We start from the raw sequence: 14,528 nt of genomic DNA, 5'->3' as shown, positions 1-14,528 counted from the left end.
GCGTGAGGCTTGTTCAGAACAGCCTCCCGCCCACGGGAACGTCGCGATCGACCCCGACCAGCACCACGGCGCCGTTTTCATCGGGGAAACCCAGGGTCAGGACCTCGGATCGGACCGGGCCGATCTGGCGCGGCGGGAAGTTGACCACGGCGGCGACCTTGCGACCCTCCAGCTCCTCGAGCGTGTAGTGGACGGTGATCTGGGCCGAGGACTTCTTGATCCCGATATCCGGGCCGAAGTCGATGGTCAGCTTGTAGGCGGGCTTGCGGGCCTCCGGGAACGGCTCGGCCTTCAGCACACGGCCGACGCGAACATCGACCTTCATGAAGTCGTCGAAGCCGATGGTTTCGGCCGGTGCGGACATCAGTCGAACGCCGCCGGCTCGGCGCCGCGCGGCTGGCCGTCAGGACCGACGACGATCTTCTCGACCCGCAATTGGGCGGCCTTCAGCCGCGCCTCGCAATGCGCCTTCAGACGCGCGCCCTCCTCGTACAGGGCGATCGATTCCTCGAGCGGCGCCTGGCCGGATTCCAGCTTCTGGACGATCTGCTCCAGACGCTGCAGCGCGTCTTCAAAACTCAGTTCGGCGGGGATGGGAGTGTCGGTCATCGGGCTTCCACGGACGAACACCTTCCTTAGTCAGTGGACCCCGTGGCGGCAATGCGTTGAAAGGGCGTTCCACATACCGTCGTTACGGCGTACACGCTGTGGTTAGAGGGAAATCGGGGAAACACTCATGAGATCGGCGGTTCTGATTGTCGGACTGTGCGTGGGCCTGACCGCCTGCGCCTCCGTGCCGAAGGAGCAGGCGGCGCAGCTGGCCAAAAGCGGGGCCGAGGCGTCGGACGCGGCGGCCCTCGACGTGCGCGAGTTGTCGACCCGGGTGGATCAACAGGCCGAGCTGATGGCCTTCAACGGCACCTATATGGCCTGCGTCCGGGCGCCCGACGACTGCAAGGCCGAACAGGTCGATCGCGACAACACCGGAGAGGCGCGCAAGCTGATCCGGGCGATCAATCTTCGCGCCCAGGCCCTGACGGCGCTGGGCGACGCCTATCGCGCGCTGGGGGTGGAGGCGGAGTACGACGCCGAGGGCGCGATGGAGACGGTGGTCGGACGGCTGACGAGCAGCGTGAACGCCTACGCCACCCTGTTGGGCGCCGGTTCACTGATCAGCGAACCCGTCGGCGCGATCATCACCCACGGCGCCGGGCTTCTGGCGCGGGACCGCCAACGGGCGCGGCTGCAATCCGGCAGCGCCCACATCCGGTTGGCCGTGGTGAAGATGCGCGAGGCCTTGGCGCTGGAGAAAGACCTCTACATCGGACTGGCTGGCACACTAGCGCTGCAGGAGAACAAGGCGGTCGAGAACCTGTACACGGCGGGTCTGATCGCGCGGGCTCCGATGCTGGCCCCAATGGCGGCCGACCTGGGCGTCACCCTGGTTCCCGACGCCGAACAGCTGCTGGCCGGCGACGTCAGCGTTCGCACCGCCACCCTGGCCTATATGCGGGGGCAGGCGGACGACCGGCAGTATCTCCAGGAGGCCCGTTATCTCGCGATCAACAACGCCCTGAACAAGCTGGAACAGGCCCACAAGGACTTCGAGCTGGCCGACAGCCCCGACATCGCGGACCTGACCCGCGCCATCGACGAGGTCACCGCCCTGATCCCCGCGCCGCAGGAGGCCGCCCGATGAGCACCCATGAAGACCGGTTCGCGCTCACGCGGCAGGCCTATGAGAACGCGTTCAACAGCTGGGATGCGGACCTGGACGCCTGCGCGGGCAGCGGCGCCAACATGAGGAAGGTGAACGCCAACCTCAGGGCCTTGCATACCGAGATGCTGCGCGCCGCCAACGCCTGGCTGGGCGCGACCGGCGCAGCGGTGGAAGACGCCTTTGACGCGGCGACGGCGGCCAAGAGGGCGGTGGACGATGCGCGGGAGAATGACGTCGAGATCGTCGCCCGACTGACCGCCTTCGCGGACTTGTCGGACAACATCAAGGCGCTGGTCGACAAGGCGAAGAAGGCGCCGGAGGACGCCTGATCCGTTAGATCAGGGCGTCGGTGTCTCGACCCGACGGGCGGAGATGATGCGAACGCGCGGCTCCAGCATCTGGCCACGCATGATGCCTTCGCCTTCCGTCGGGGACTTGGGCGCCGCCAGGATCGTGCGGACCACGTCCATCCCCTCGACCACATGGCCGAAGACCGCGTAGCCCGGATCGTCCGGCGTGGTCTTGCCGGCGTCCAACGAGGTCAGGCTGCCCACGATGATGAAAAAATCGGCGGTCGCCGTGCCCGGCGCGTTCTGCGCCATCGACAATGCGCCGTCGGTGTGGCTGAGCCCCGTCTGGCTGGTGGGCTCATGGGCGACGGGGGGCAGGATGCGGTCCCGGGCGCCGCTCGCGCCGCCCTGGATCAGGCCCGCGTCGGGTCCCAGTTGCATGCCGCGATAGAAGGTCAGGCCGTCGAAACGACGCTGATCCACGTAGCGGAGGAAGTTGGCCGAGGTCAGCGGCGCGCGCGGATCGGTCTCGACCAGGATGGTTCCCAGATCGGTGACCAGAGCCACGCGAACTCCGGCGGGCGGAGGCGTTGCAGCCTCTTGGGCCAAGGCCGGACCAGCGCCGAGCAGGAGAATGAGGCCGAGGAGGCCGGAGAGCAGGGATCGCCGGATCATGACGCCTCCGTTTCGCTTCAGCGCTTCTCGTAGCGGCGCTGGGACCAGTAGCGGAAGCCCTGGTTGTGAACCAGCTTCCAGCCATCGGCCTTCAGGCGACGGCCGACCATGTGATTGAAGTAGCCGTGCGCCAGCACCAGCACGTCCTGACCGCTTTCGGCGCGGCCGATGAGGACCTGGGCGGCCTGTCCGGCGCGGGCCTCGGCCTCGTGCCGGGTCTCCTGACCCTCGTGATGATTGAAGGCGTGCCACCAGAAGCGGGCGACGGCGCCCCAGTATTTCGGCGGCAGCTTGAACCAGGCGGGGAAGTGCGGCGGCGGCAGCGGCGCCTCGATGAACAGGGCGTCGGTCATAACCTCCTTGCCCGCGGCGGCGGCGGCGGCCGTCTCCTGCGCGCGGGGGCGGGTCGAGGCGTAGATGGCGCCCGCGCCCTCGGCGGCGGCGACCAGTTCAGGCGGAGGGGTCTGGCCGGCGCGCAGGCCGCCGATCTCATACTTCGCCCACCAGTCGCGGTACTGGTCCGAGGTCAGCATGCATTTGCGCGACAGGGCCGGTTCGCCGTGACGGGCCAGGATAATGGCGCCCGGACGCACCGCGACCAGCGCCGCCCTGACGCGATCTTGGGGCGGAACAGGCTCTGACGGCGCGGACGCGGGGGTGTCGACCAAGGATGAGTCTCTAGCGGCGAGGGGCATAACGTTGGAGGGCCAAACCTTTGGCAGACCGTCCTTATTCCTCCCCCAAGGCCTGTACATGGGCGACCGACGAACGGCCCAGCCCTTCTAGGTCGTAACCGCCCTCGAGCGATGAGACAACCTTCCCGCCACAGCACGAACGCGCGACCTCGATAACGGCGCGGGTGGCCCAGGCGAAATCCTCGGCTTCCAGGCTCTGGTGGGCCAGCGGATCGCGGCGGTGGGCGTCGAATCCGGAGGAGATCAGAATCAGGTCGGGCCGGAAGTCCTGCAGGGCGGGCATCAGCCCGCCGGAGAAGGTGGCGCGCCAGGCCTCGCGCGCCGCGTGGGGCGCGACGGGCGCATTGACGATGTTGCCGACCCCGGTCTCGGACGCGGCGCCGGTGCCCGGATACAGCGGCATCTGGTGGATGGAGCCGAGGAACAGGCTGTCGTCGACCTCGAACGCCGCCTGGGTGCCGTTGCCGTGGTGGACGTCGAAATCGATCACGGCGACCCGGGCCATGCCCTCCGCCTGGGCCACCCGAGCGGCGACAGCGACATTGGAGAACAGGCAGAAGCCCATGGCGCGATCAGGCTCGGCGTGGTGACCGGGCGGGCGGACGGCGGCGAAGGCGCGGGTCAGCTCGCCCCGGGCCACGGCGCGCACCGCGTCGACCACCGCCCCGGCGGCCAGGCGGGCGGCGCGGACGCTGCCGGGCGACAGGACGGTGTCGGCGTCGAGCTGGCTCAGGCCCTCTGCGGGCGAGGCGTCCAGCAGGCGGGCGACATAGGCCGCCGGGTGCAGCCGCTCGAGATCGGCGACCGAGGCCTCGACGGCGACGCGGCGGTCACGGCCCTGACCGGCGTCGTCCAGCGCGTCCAGCACCGCCTTCAACCGCTCCGGGCTTTCCGGATGCCCCAGCCCCGGCTGATGGGCCAACATGTCCGGATGGGTGAAGAGAACCGCGCTCACGCGGCGCAGCCCTGGCCGGTGACGCGCAGGTGGCTTTCGCCCCAGGTTTTCAGTGCGAGGACCACCGGCGTCAGGTCCCGCCCGGCCTCGGTCAACCGATACTCCACACGCGGCGGAACCTCGGCGTAGACGGTGCGGGAGATCAGGCCGTCCTCCTCCATCTCGCGAAGCTGCTTGGTCAACATGCGCTGGGTGACGTCGCCGACCACCCGCCGCAGGGCGTTGAACCGCAAGCTCTCCTGCGCCAGCAACTGGTAGACGATCATGCCCTTCCACTTGCCGCCGATCAGGTCGAGCGAGGCGTCCACGACGCATTCCCCATCGCGCACGCGACGCTCGACGGGGCGGTGATAGAGGTGAGAGGCGGTATCCATTCGGGTACTACATCCAGAAAATGACCGTACTTGTCGATGGTGGCAGGGTGCATCAGGTGGGGGGCCTGCTGCAACGGAGACCAGACCATGAAAGCCATCGGAACCACCGGCCCGCGCCCCGCCGACGACCCTGCCGCCCTGATCGCTTTCGGGGCGCCTGAGCCCCTCCTTCGCCCCCATGACCTGCTGGTCGACGTCCGCGCCGTCGCCCTGAATCCCGTGGACGCCAAGGTGCGCGCCAGCCGGACGCCGCAGGACGGCCAGCCCTCGATCCTCGGATATGACGCCGCGGGCGTGGTGATGGCGATCGGATCGGACGTCAGCCTGTTCAAGGTCGGCGACGAGGTCTTCTACGCCGGGCAGATCGAACGTCCCGGCTCGAACGCCGAACGGCAGGCGGTCGATGAGCGGATCACGGGGCCGAAGCCCCGGTCGCTGGGCTTCGCCGAAGCGGCCGCCCTGCCCCTGACCATGATCACCGCCTGGGAGCTGCTGTTCGATCGCATGAAGGCCGGGCGGAACGAGGACGAGACCCTGCTGATCGTGGGCGGCGCCGGCGGGGTCGGCTCGGCCCTGATCCAGATCGCCAAGGCGGTCACCAGGCTGCGGGTGGTGGCCACCGCCTCGCGCCCTGAAACGCGCCAATGGTGCCTGGACCTCGGCGCCGACGCCGTCATCGACCACACCGCCGCCATCGACGAGGCGCTGACGGCGGCGGGCGAGCGCGCGCCGAAGTACATCGCCGCCCTGACCCAGACGCCGCGCCATTTCGAAGCCCTGGCCCGGGCCATCGCCCCACAGGGGATGATCGGCTGCATCGACGATCTGAAAGGCCTGCCGATCGAGCTGCTGAAGGGCAAGAGCGCGGGCTTCGTCTGGGAGTTCATGTTCGCCCGCCCGATGCACCAGACGCCGGACATGCAGGCCCAGCACGACCTGCTGGCCGAGGTCTCCACCCTGGTCGACGCCGGAAAGATCCGCACGACCCTGACGGAGACCCTGGGGTCGCTGTCGGTGGAGACGCTTCTGGAGGGGCATCGCCGGCTGGAGAGCGGTTCGACCATCGGCAAGCTCGCGCTGAACGGCTTCCCCCGCTAAGGCGGGGTATGACCGACGCCCTGATCCGCCCCGCCCGAACCGAAGACGCCCAAGCCCTGGCCGATCTCGGCCAGGAGACCTTCGTCGACACCTTCGTGACCGGGTTCGGCATTCCCTATCCGGAAGCCGACCTGACCGCCTTCCTCGACGCCAGTTTCAACGCCGAGACCATCCGCGCCAAACTGGCCGAACCGGGCGCGGCATGGTGGGTGGCCGAACGCGACGGCGCCCTGCTGGCCTTCGCCAATACCGGGCCGAATACCCTGCCCCACCCCGACGGCGCGGCCAGCCACGCCGAGTTGCGCCGACTCTATGTGTCGACGGCGGCGCAAGGCCTGGGGCTGGGCACCAGGTTGCTGGCCGTCTCGCTGGAGTGGATGGAAGCGAACACCGACGGCCCCATGTGGATCGGCGTCTGGAGCGGCAATCTGAAGGCGCAAAAGCTGTACGCCGCCTACGGCTTCGAGAAGGCCGGCGAGTACCGCTATCCGGTCGGATCATGGCTGGACGACGAGTTCATCCTGCGGCGCGGATAGTCTGAAGGACGATTGACGGGCCCTATTCCCAGGTCCGGACCGTCGGAGAATAGGCGTCCATGGCTTCAAGCAGGGTAGTGACCAGGGCACGCTCCTCCTCGGTCAGCTCGGGCCGCCAGATGTCGAAGATCAGGACCACCCGGGTGCGGTCGCCGCTGTTCATCGCCTCGTGTTCGATGGTGTCGTCGAAGACCCAGGCCTTGCCCCGCTCCCACTGACGGACCTCGTTGCCGACACGGAATTTGCAGCCCTCGGGCACGATCAGCGGCACGTGGCAGATCAGGCGCGTATTCACGAAGCCGGTGTGCGGCAGGATGTGCGCGCCCGCCTTCAGCTGGGAGAACATGATCTGCGGCGACCGGCCCGCGGTGCGGCAGATGGGGGCGTCAGACAGGGCCGCCATGGTGCGCGGGCAGCGCTCGGCGTTCGCCGTCGCCTCGCCGTCCTTCCACAGGAAGCAGGCGCTCCAGTCCATGCTATCGACCAGCGGATAGTCGGTGCGGGTCTGCAGATTGGAGACGGTCTGAAGATAGGGCGCGAAGCCCGCGTCCTGGTGCAGCACCGCCTCCAGCTCGGCGGTCATGTCGTCGGTGGCGGCCTCGACCCGGTCCAGCCAAGGGAACATCTCTCGCGGATAGAATTGGGTATGGGGCAGCTCGGGGAAGAAGAAGGCCTGCGGCTGCTGGAAGTACGGCTGACGCCGTCCGGTCGCGAGGTCGAGGGCGTGAGTGAAGCGGGCGCTCGAGCGACCCTCGACATAACCCGCCTGCCGCAGTTCTTCGCGCAAGTGGTCGAGCATGCCTGCGGCCAGACGGGACTGGATGGCCTGGGCTCGCGCGACGCCTTCGGCGAGGTCGGGCGGCAGGTCGGGCGAAGCGCCCCGCGCGACAACGGCGCGGTAGTAGATGTTGGCCTCGCGCTTGGCGTCGCGAGCGATCAGGAGGTCGGCCCGGACGAGCAGCGCGCGCAGGTCGGCGCCGTCGCGCTTGAGGGCCTGCTCGCTGTAGGCCTCCGCGGCCGTCGCGTCGCCGAGCTGGTGACAGCTCCAGGCCAGCATGGCGAGGGAGGCGGCGTCGGCCGTTCCCGCCTGCGCCGAGGGCTCCACGACATCGCGCGCCACGCGCCAGTCACCCCGCCCGAAGGCGGCCCGACCGAGGGCTGGATCGAGGGCGGAGACGGGGGAATCGGACATGGCGGCGCTTCCGGATTTACGTCGCCCATCCCGCCGACGCATGGCGAAATGGGGATCGTCCCCCTTAAGTCGGCGGGGTGATTGGGTCCACCCCCCGAGCCTGCTAGTCTCTCCCCATGCTCCTGCCCTTCTTCACCGCCCTGCGCGACGCGAAAGTGCCCGTGTCGATGAAGGAATGGCTCCATCTGATGGAGGCCATGGACAAGGGCGTGGCCGGCGGAAAGGTGGACGACTTCTACCACCTGTCGCGCGCCGTGCTGGTCAAGGACGAGAAGCACTACGACCGCTTCGACCAGGTGTTCGGCAAGGTGTTCGCGGGGATCGAGACCGTCGGCGCGGGCGAGGACCTGACCACCGACCTGCCCGAGGACTGGCTGCGGCTGTTGAACGAGAAATTCCTCTCCGACGAGGAGAAGGCCCAGATCGAGGCCATGGGCGGCTTCGACAAGCTGATGGAAACGCTGAAAGAGCGTCTGGAAGAGCAGAAGGGCCGGCACGAGGGCGGCAGCAAATGGGTGGGCACCGGCGGGACCAGCCCGTTCGGCCACGGCGGCTACAATCCCGAGGGGGTACGCATCGGCGGCCCCGGCAAGCAGGGCCGGGCCGTAAAGGTCTGGGAGAAGCGCGAGTACAAGAATCTGGACGACCAGGTCGAACTGGGCACCCGCAACATCAAGGTGGCCCTGCGCCGCCTGCGCCGCTTCGCGCGGCAGGGCGCGGCGGACGAACTGGACATGGACGCCACCATCGACGGCACGGCGCGCCAGGGCTGGCTGGACATCCACATGCGACCCGAGCGGCGCAACACCATCAAGGTCCTGCTGTTCCTCGACATCGGCGGCTCGATGGATGCCCATGTGAAGATGTGCGAGGAGCTGTTCTCGGCCGCGAAGACCGAGTTCAAGCACCTGGAATTCTTCTACTTCCACAACTGCCTCTACGAAGGCGTCTGGAAGGACAACCGGCGTCGGCACAACGAGAAGATCCCGACGTGGGAGGTGCTGAACAAATATCCCGGCGACTGGCGCGCCATCTTCGTCGGCGACGCCACCATGAGCCCCTATGAGGTGACCATGCCCGGCGGTTCGGTCGAGCACTGGAACGAGGAGGCCGGCGCGGTCTGGCTGAAGCGCGCCACGCAGCAGTGGGACAAGGTGGCGTGGCTGAATCCCTCGCCCGAGCGCTACTGGAACTATTCGGCGTCCGTGGGCCTGATCCGAGATGTCATCGACGAACGCATGTATCCGCTGACGCTGGACGGGCTGGAGAAGGCGATGCGGGCGCTCGCCAAATAGGTTAGCGTCGGTTGGTACATTCCGGAGGCTTCCCCCCATGCTGACCGCCGCCGTGCTTTCCGCCCTCATGCTGCAACAGGCCGCGCCCGGTCCGGTCACCTGGACCGCGCCCGCGGAGCCCGCCCCCGCCGCCGCTGCGGCCGTCGCGGCCCCGCCGATCCCCGATTGGGCCCGCGCCGATCCGTTCGGCTATGAGCGTTCGGAATGCAGCCCCCTGATCCGCGCGGCCACCGAGCCGATGGAGGCGTGCCAGAGCCGGGTGCGCATCGCCCTGGCCGCCAATCTCGGCGACTCCCTGCCCGCAGGCCTGCGTCCGACCGGATCACCGGACAACTGCCGACAGGAAGCGACCGGCGACCGCTACGCCATGCAGTGCGACGCGCCGAGCCGCAGCGTGCCCGCGGGTCCAGACCTTCAAGACCGCAACTGCACCACCCGGCCCAGCGTCACGGGTCAGGGCGCGGTCGCCTTCCGCGAGGAATGCACGCTCGGCGGCCGGGAGGTTCGCGAAGAGGGCCTGAAGATCAACCTGGGCCGCCGCGACTGAGGCGGATACGCGAACGCCGCGCTCCCAGAGGGAACGCGGCGCTTCGAAGTCTATGGTCGGGCGAGCCTAACTGCGCCTGTCATCGCGCAGGCTGTCCTTGAGGCCGCCGACGGCGTTCTGGATCTTGCCTGATACCTGATCGGCCTTGCCTTCGGCTTTCAGCTTTTCATCGCCGGTGATCTTGCCGGCGAGTTCCTTGGCCTTGCCGCCGATGTTCTTGGCGGCGCCTTCAATACGGTCGTGATCGGGCATGGGAGTCTCCTTCGAAGAGCGCCGCGGGGAGGACGGCGCTTCCAATGGGAGAACGGGCGGCGAGGGCGCGATGTTCCATGCCCCGTCGATGTGTTCGCTAACGTACCGGGATCAGCCCTTGCGCCTCAGCCACGCCGCCACCGCCCAGGCATGGGCGTCATGGCGCAGTTCGTTCAGAGCGGTGTGAGGATGCAGCCAGACCAGCTCGTGATCCGCCTCGACCTTGGTCGAAGGATCCAGCGAGATCTGTTCGGCGATCCAGTAACCACCGGTGTTGTTGAAGGGCTCGCCGGTCGATTTGCGGAAGAATTGCGAGGCCTCGGCGATGCGGGCGAAGGGGCGGACGGTCATGCCCGTCTCCTCCACGAACTCACGGACCAGCGCCTGTTCCTCGGTCTCGTCCCCATCCACCGCGCCGCCGGGCAGATCGTAATAGCTGCCCTCGCCGCGATCGACGCGAACGCAGGCCAGCTTGCCGTCATGGAAGACCAGGCCGAAGGCGGTGGGGCGCAGGACGTAGTCCAGTCGCGGCTCCGCGACGCCGAATTGCAGGACGGCCGTCATATCAGAGATCGAAGGCCAGGCGGGCGCGGACGCCCTTGTGCGCCCGGTCGAACTCGACCGTCGATCGCAGGCCCGAGGCCATGGCCGAGATGATCTTGCCGCCCAGACCCGTGCCCTTGGGCGCGCCGTCGCCCATGCCGGGGCCGTCATCCTCGACGGTCAGCAGGGCGCGGCCATCGACGCCGTTGCGCAGGATGACGCGGATTTCCCCGCCCTGGCCGGGCGCGTAGGCGTATTTGACCGCATTGGTGACCAGTTCGGTGACCACCACGCCCAGCGAGACTGCCTGATCGGTCGAGACGCGCAGGGCATCGACCTCCAGCTTGATCGCCGGCGAACCCGCGCCGGGTCCCACCGACTTGCCCAGCTCGTCGATCAGTCCCTTCAGGTATTCGTCCATGTCCACCGAGGTCATGTCGCCCGAGGTGTAGAGACGGCGGTGGACGTGCGCGACGGCCTCGATGCGGGCCTGGGATTCCTTGAGCGCCGCCCGAGCGCCCTCGTCGGCGAGATGGCGCAGTTGCAGCGACATGAAGCTGGACACCAGCTGCAATGAATTGCCGACGCGATGGTTGACCTCGCGCAGCATGGCCTCCGCGCGGTCACGGGCGATGCGGATCTCCTCCTGCGCCTCGTCATGCTCGCGCTGCAGACGACGGCGCTGCACCGCCTCTTCGACGGCGTTGCGCAACAGGGCGGTGAAATCCTCGGAAACGTCCTTGATGACGTAGTCGGCGGCGCCGGCGCGCAGGGCGGCGACGGCGATGCGGCCCTCCTGGGCCCCGGTCACATAGACCACAGGCGGTGGGTCGATCAGGGCGACGATGTCCGGCAGCACATCCAGCCCGTCGCGGCCCGGCATGTAGTGGTCCAGGGCGACGGCGTCGAAATCGCCCGGACGTGTGATGAGAAGATTCAGCCCCGCATCCCCGTCGGGGGCGCAGGAAACGGCGTAGCCGTGACGCCCGAGCTCCTTCTCGACCAACCGCGACAGGCCGCGGTCATCGTCGATATAGAGCAGGCGGATGACCTCCCCGTTGGTCTTCACTCGATCTCCGGCGCCTGCATGACGGACAGGAAAAGCCCGAGTTGGCGGATCGCTCCCGCAAAGCTTTCGTAATCGACCGGCTTGGTGATGTAGACGTTGCAGCCCAGATCGTAACAGCGCTGGATTTCGACCTTGTCGTCCGTGGTGGTCAGGACGACCACCGGCGCGCGGCGCAGGCGCTCGTCGCCCTTGACCCGCTCCAGAATGTCCGTCCCCGACATATCCGGCAGATTCAGGTCCAGCAGGATCAGCAGCGGCCCATTGGCCTTGACCGGATCGCTGAACAGATAGTCCAGCGCGGAGCTGCCGTCAGCGAAGTGCGCGATATCGTTGGCGATATTGGCGCGCCGGATGTTCTTTTCGATCAGTTTGGCGTGACCGAGATCATCCTCGATCATGACGATCTTGACGGAACTGCTCATCAATACTCTCCGGCGCCGACAGGGGTCAGGCGTGTGGGGAATTTGAGGATGAATGTCGAGCCCTTTCCGAGCTCTGAATCCACCGTGATATCGCCGCCGAGGCGGCGAACACTGTTGCGCACGAACGCCAGTCCCAAGCCTTCGCCGGCCCGATCCTGGCGGCCTGACCGGCGGAACAGCTCGAAGATGCGCTCATGATCCTTGGGCGCGATGCCCCGGCCGTTGTCCTCGATACGGTAGACAATCCGGTCGCCCTGCATCTCCCCGGACACCACGATGCGGCCCGGACGGCCCTGGTCGAGGTATTTGACGGCGTTGTCGATCAGGTTGCCGAACACCTGCTCAACCGACAGGCGGTCGCTGTCCAGCCGGGGCAAGGGCTCCACGACGACCTCGGCGTGCGCGGACTCGGTCTGGTGGCGAACGCTGTCGGCGATGCCCTGCACCATCTTCGTCATGTCCAGCAGTTCGGGCACCAGAGTCCGGCGGCCTTCGCGCGACAGCTTCAGAATGGCGTTGATCAGCCGGTCCATCTTCTCAGTCGAGGCGCGGATGAAACCGATGGCCTCGGGCATATCCTCGCGAACAGCCGTGACGACCTCGGGGTCCACTTTCCGGCGGCTCTCGGCTTCGACGATCGCCTTGTCGATAACCTTGCCGGCCTGCTCCAGCTCGGAGGTGTAGCCCATGACGTTGACCAGCGGCGCGCGCAGGTCATGGCTGACGATATAGGCGAAGCGCTGGATTTCCTCATTGGCGCGGGTCAGGTCCGCGGTCCGTTCGCGGACCTTGGTCTCCAGGCCGGTGTTCATGCGATGCACCGCGTCCCGGGCCTCCTGGATTTCGGCCACATAGCGGCGGATCAACCAGGCGCTGACGCCGGCGAGGATAATGATCAGCAGGCCGCCGATGGCGTTGACCAGGACCGTGATGCCGCCGGCCCACTCCGACTGGCGGGTTCGGAACTGCATCCGGGTCTCCAGAATCTCGTCGATGCTGGACGCCTCGCTGCGGAAGGCGTCCATCGTCGCCTTGCCCTCATTGCTGCGCACCACCCCGAGGGCCTGCCCCAGACGCCCGGTGCGCGCCATGACGATGGTCCGCTCCAGCTCGGCGTCCTTGGTCTCCGCCAGTTGGCGCAGATGGTCGACGCGCGGCTCGATGTCCAAATCGCCTCGCGACAGCTCGGTCAGCTCGGCCAGTATATTGGGCAAGTCCCGGGAGGCCTCGTCATTGATCTCGAGGTATTCGGTGTTCCCTGTCAGCAGGAAGCCGCGTTGCCCGGTCTCGGCGTCGATCAGCCGGATCAGCACCGTCCGGGTCTGGCGGCGAAGCAGTTGCGCGTTCTCGACCTCGTCGTTGAAGGCCGCCGTGCGCCGGATCATCACGAAGGTGGCGACGTTGCTGGCCAGCAGCAGAACAATGGCGAGCGCGAGCAGACCCGCGACCCGGCGACCCAGGGTCGGCGTCCGCAGAAATTGGCCCAAGGCCTCAAGCGTGTCGCGCAACGCCGAACTCATCGGAAACGAGCATTAGCGCCACGCCCTGCCCTGTCCAGTCGCCTTCAGGGAGAAACCCTCGCGGTGCTGAGGATTTAGGGTAAAGATCATCCGGTCTTGTTCGGGGGAAGGGACGTAAATGGTCTGGTGGTGGTGGATCGTGCCGGCGGTCGTGGGACTGGTCGGCCTGGTGCTTCTGTTCAAGGGCCTGGGGGCCCTGTTCCGAGGCAAATTCGTCTCCGGCCTGGTGGGCGGCGTCGGCGGGGCCGGCTTCATGGCCCTGGCGGCCGTCGCCGCGCTACTGGCGTTGGACGTCCAGACCTATTCACGTCTGACCTATGAGCAGCCGGTGGCGACCATCACCACCCGCCAGCTGGGTCCCCAGTATTTCGAGGCCACGGTGATCCAGGCGCCCGATAACGACGCCGACGACATGCCCACGGCGACCAATCTCTATCCCTTGCATGGCGATGAATGGCGGATCGAGGCGCAGGTGCTGAAATGGAAGCCCTGGGCCAATGTGCTGGGCCTGAACACCCAGTACCGCCTTGACCGGTTGTCCGGCCGCTATCAGTCCATCCAGCAGGAGATCAACGCCGAGCGCAGCGTGCATCCGTTGACCATTCCGGCCGAGGACAGCGGCCTGCCATGGCGGATCAGCGCCTGGGACGCGGCGCGGAAGTATCGCAAGTACGTCGACGCCGTGGACACCCTGTACGGCGGAGCGGCCTATATGCCGATGGCCGACGGCGCGCGCTATGAGGTGTGGATCACCCAGTCGGGCCTGGTCGCCCGGCCCGCCAACGACATCGCCCGCAACGCCTCGGCCGGAGGCTGGGTCAGCGTTCGCTGAGCGGCTCTTCCGAACGAGGACGGACACCGCCCGCCCAATGCAGCATCAATCCCGCCAGGACGCCCGGCGGAAGGCCGGCCGAGGCTATCCAGGCCTGCGCCGCGACACTGGTGATCTGCCTTTCATCCGCAAATCCGACGGCGAACAGAACGCCGACGAGCAGGCCGATACATCCGCCGACGAGCACGAACGTGCGTCGCTGGTGAACCCCGATCGCGAGGAGCCCGAACAGCGCCAACCCGGCGACGACCGCCGTGACCGCCCACAAGAACACTCCCACGACGAGAACCAGCCCGAGCAACGCCATCGCCAGGCCGCTCGCCAAACCGCTCACGCGCATCAGGATGATGTCGCCGATATCGCGGCTCATGGGCGTCTGAAGGACGACGCCGAGGCAGGCCCCATAGCTGAAATAGGCGACGGCGCTGGCGGCGAAAACCGCCCTGAACGGCCTGCTGATCTCGGCTCCGCGCATCCGATACGTCATCCGCCCCCTCGCTTATCGCAGACCGA

The 14,528-nt window shown here is 67.5% G+C and carries 20 protein-coding genes; 7 read left to right on the top strand and 13 right to left on the bottom strand.

Annotation, left to right across the window (positions count from 1 at the left end):
- Nucleotides 1–13 precede the first annotated feature (13 nt).
- Nucleotides 14–364 (bottom strand): tRNA-binding protein, encoded by a 351-nt coding sequence (locus tag AC1RRF_RS15280; RefSeq protein ID WP_492836041.1) that lies wholly within the window; start codon nucleotides 362–364, stop codon nucleotides 14–16.
- The gene (locus AC1RRF_RS15275; protein WP_291835012.1) at nucleotides 364–609 is read right to left on the bottom strand and encodes an exodeoxyribonuclease VII small subunit; all 246 of its coding nucleotides are present in this window, start codon (nucleotides 607–609) and stop codon (nucleotides 364–366) included. Before AC1RRF_RS15275 ends, AC1RRF_RS15280 begins: the two co-directional genes overlap by 1 nt.
- Before the next feature lie 127 nt (nucleotides 610–736).
- On the opposite strand from AC1RRF_RS15275, the gene AC1RRF_RS15270 reads away from it, so the two are divergent.
- Both AC1RRF_RS15270 and AC1RRF_RS15265 read left to right on the top strand, forming a co-directional pair.
- The gene (locus AC1RRF_RS15270; RefSeq protein WP_492836039.1) at nucleotides 737–1,699 is read left to right on the top strand and encodes a hypothetical protein; all 963 of its coding nucleotides are present in this window, start codon (nucleotides 737–739) and stop codon (nucleotides 1,697–1,699) included.
- Nucleotides 1,696–2,049, top strand: a complete 354-nt coding sequence (locus AC1RRF_RS15265; protein ID WP_492836037.1) for a hypothetical protein — start codon at nucleotides 1,696–1,698, stop codon at nucleotides 2,047–2,049. Before AC1RRF_RS15270 ends, AC1RRF_RS15265 begins: the two co-directional genes overlap by 4 nt.
- A 9-nt stretch (nucleotides 2,050–2,058) precedes the next feature.
- On the opposite strand, the gene AC1RRF_RS15260 is transcribed toward AC1RRF_RS15265, so the two are convergent.
- The 4 genes from AC1RRF_RS15260 to AC1RRF_RS15245 all read right to left on the bottom strand — a co-directional run bounded on the left by AC1RRF_RS15260 (nucleotide 2,059) and on the right by AC1RRF_RS15245 (nucleotide 4,709).
- A complete protein-coding gene (locus AC1RRF_RS15260) occupies nucleotides 2,059–2,577 on the bottom strand; it encodes a peptidylprolyl isomerase (RefSeq protein ID WP_492836035.1) in 519 nt (172 codons plus the stop codon).
- A gap of 125 nt (nucleotides 2,578–2,702) precedes the next feature.
- Nucleotides 2,703–3,287 (bottom strand): histidine phosphatase family protein, encoded by a 585-nt coding sequence (locus tag AC1RRF_RS15255; RefSeq protein WP_492836268.1) that lies wholly within the window; start codon nucleotides 3,285–3,287, stop codon nucleotides 2,703–2,705.
- Between the two features lie 127 nt (nucleotides 3,288–3,414).
- A complete protein-coding gene (locus AC1RRF_RS15250; RefSeq protein ID WP_492836034.1) occupies nucleotides 3,415–4,335 on the bottom strand; it encodes a histone deacetylase family protein in 921 nt (306 codons plus the stop codon).
- On the bottom strand, nucleotides 4,332–4,709 hold the full coding sequence (locus AC1RRF_RS15245; RefSeq protein WP_492836032.1) for a winged helix-turn-helix transcriptional regulator: 378 nt from the start codon (nucleotides 4,707–4,709) through the stop codon (nucleotides 4,332–4,334). The genes AC1RRF_RS15250 and AC1RRF_RS15245 overlap by 4 nt, the downstream gene beginning before the upstream one ends.
- An 87-nt stretch (nucleotides 4,710–4,796) precedes the next feature.
- Between AC1RRF_RS15245 and AC1RRF_RS15240 the strand changes: the two genes are divergently transcribed.
- Both AC1RRF_RS15240 and AC1RRF_RS15235 read left to right on the top strand, forming a co-directional pair.
- Nucleotides 4,797–5,807, top strand: coding sequence for a zinc-binding alcohol dehydrogenase family protein (locus AC1RRF_RS15240; protein WP_492836030.1), 1,011 nt, complete (start codon nucleotides 4,797–4,799; stop codon nucleotides 5,805–5,807).
- A gap of 8 nt (nucleotides 5,808–5,815) precedes the next feature.
- Nucleotides 5,816–6,343 carry a GNAT family N-acetyltransferase gene (locus AC1RRF_RS15235; protein WP_492836028.1) on the top strand — a complete coding sequence of 176 codons (528 nt, stop codon included), beginning with the start codon at nucleotides 5,816–5,818 and terminating at the stop codon, nucleotides 6,341–6,343.
- 22 nt (nucleotides 6,344–6,365) lie between these two features.
- On the opposite strand, the gene AC1RRF_RS15230 is transcribed toward AC1RRF_RS15235, so the two are convergent.
- Complete coding sequence (locus AC1RRF_RS15230; RefSeq protein ID WP_492836026.1) at nucleotides 6,366–7,535, bottom strand: aspartyl/asparaginyl beta-hydroxylase domain-containing protein; 1,170 nt, start codon at nucleotides 7,533–7,535, stop codon at nucleotides 6,366–6,368.
- A gap of 116 nt (nucleotides 7,536–7,651) precedes the next feature.
- Here AC1RRF_RS15230 and AC1RRF_RS15225 point away from each other — a divergent pair, with 116 nt between their 5' ends.
- Nucleotides 7,652–8,830 carry a vWA domain-containing protein gene (locus AC1RRF_RS15225; RefSeq protein WP_492836024.1) on the top strand — a complete coding sequence of 393 codons (1,179 nt, stop codon included), beginning with the start codon at nucleotides 7,652–7,654 and terminating at the stop codon, nucleotides 8,828–8,830.
- 37 nt (nucleotides 8,831–8,867) lie between these two features.
- Nucleotides 8,868–9,377: a hypothetical protein gene (locus AC1RRF_RS15220; protein ID WP_492836022.1), complete on the top strand. Its 510-nt coding sequence runs from the start codon at nucleotides 8,868–8,870 to the stop codon at nucleotides 9,375–9,377.
- Nucleotides 9,378–9,443: 66 nt separating this feature from the next.
- On the opposite strand, the gene AC1RRF_RS15215 is transcribed toward AC1RRF_RS15220, so the two are convergent.
- The 5 genes from AC1RRF_RS15215 to AC1RRF_RS15195 form a co-directional block, all read right to left on the bottom strand.
- Complete coding sequence (locus tag AC1RRF_RS15215; protein ID WP_492836020.1) at nucleotides 9,444–9,629, bottom strand: CsbD family protein; 186 nt, start codon at nucleotides 9,627–9,629, stop codon at nucleotides 9,444–9,446.
- Between the two features lie 111 nt (nucleotides 9,630–9,740).
- A complete protein-coding gene (locus AC1RRF_RS15210; RefSeq protein WP_492836018.1) occupies nucleotides 9,741–10,193 on the bottom strand; it encodes an NUDIX domain-containing protein in 453 nt (150 codons plus the stop codon).
- Nucleotide 10,194: 1 nt separating this feature from the next.
- Nucleotides 10,195–11,241 carry a sensor histidine kinase gene (locus AC1RRF_RS15205; protein ID WP_492836016.1) on the bottom strand — a complete coding sequence of 349 codons (1,047 nt, stop codon included), beginning with the start codon at nucleotides 11,239–11,241 and terminating at the stop codon, nucleotides 10,195–10,197.
- Complete coding sequence (locus tag AC1RRF_RS15200) at nucleotides 11,238–11,663, bottom strand: response regulator (protein WP_492836014.1); 426 nt, start codon at nucleotides 11,661–11,663, stop codon at nucleotides 11,238–11,240. Before AC1RRF_RS15200 ends, AC1RRF_RS15205 begins: the two co-directional genes overlap by 4 nt.
- The gene (locus tag AC1RRF_RS15195; protein ID WP_492836012.1) at nucleotides 11,663–13,171 is read right to left on the bottom strand and encodes a sensor histidine kinase; all 1,509 of its coding nucleotides are present in this window, start codon (nucleotides 13,169–13,171) and stop codon (nucleotides 11,663–11,665) included. The genes AC1RRF_RS15200 and AC1RRF_RS15195 overlap by 1 nt, the downstream gene beginning before the upstream one ends.
- A 130-nt stretch (nucleotides 13,172–13,301) precedes the next feature.
- On the opposite strand from AC1RRF_RS15195, the gene AC1RRF_RS15190 reads away from it, so the two are divergent.
- Nucleotides 13,302–14,015 carry a hypothetical protein gene (locus AC1RRF_RS15190; RefSeq protein WP_492836010.1) on the top strand — a complete coding sequence of 238 codons (714 nt, stop codon included), beginning with the start codon at nucleotides 13,302–13,304 and terminating at the stop codon, nucleotides 14,013–14,015.
- Here AC1RRF_RS15190 and AC1RRF_RS15185 read toward each other — a convergent pair.
- Nucleotides 14,002–14,502, bottom strand: a complete 501-nt coding sequence (locus AC1RRF_RS15185; protein ID WP_492836008.1) for a hypothetical protein — start codon at nucleotides 14,500–14,502, stop codon at nucleotides 14,002–14,004. The two genes, AC1RRF_RS15190 and AC1RRF_RS15185, sit on opposite strands and share 14 nt — an antisense overlap.
- Nucleotides 14,503–14,528 lie beyond the last annotated feature (26 nt).

Source organism: Brevundimonas sp. GW821-FHT12C05, from assembly GCF_058807475.1.
Note: the sequence above shows the minus strand (reverse complement) of the source record. Positions and strands in the feature narration are given on the sequence as shown.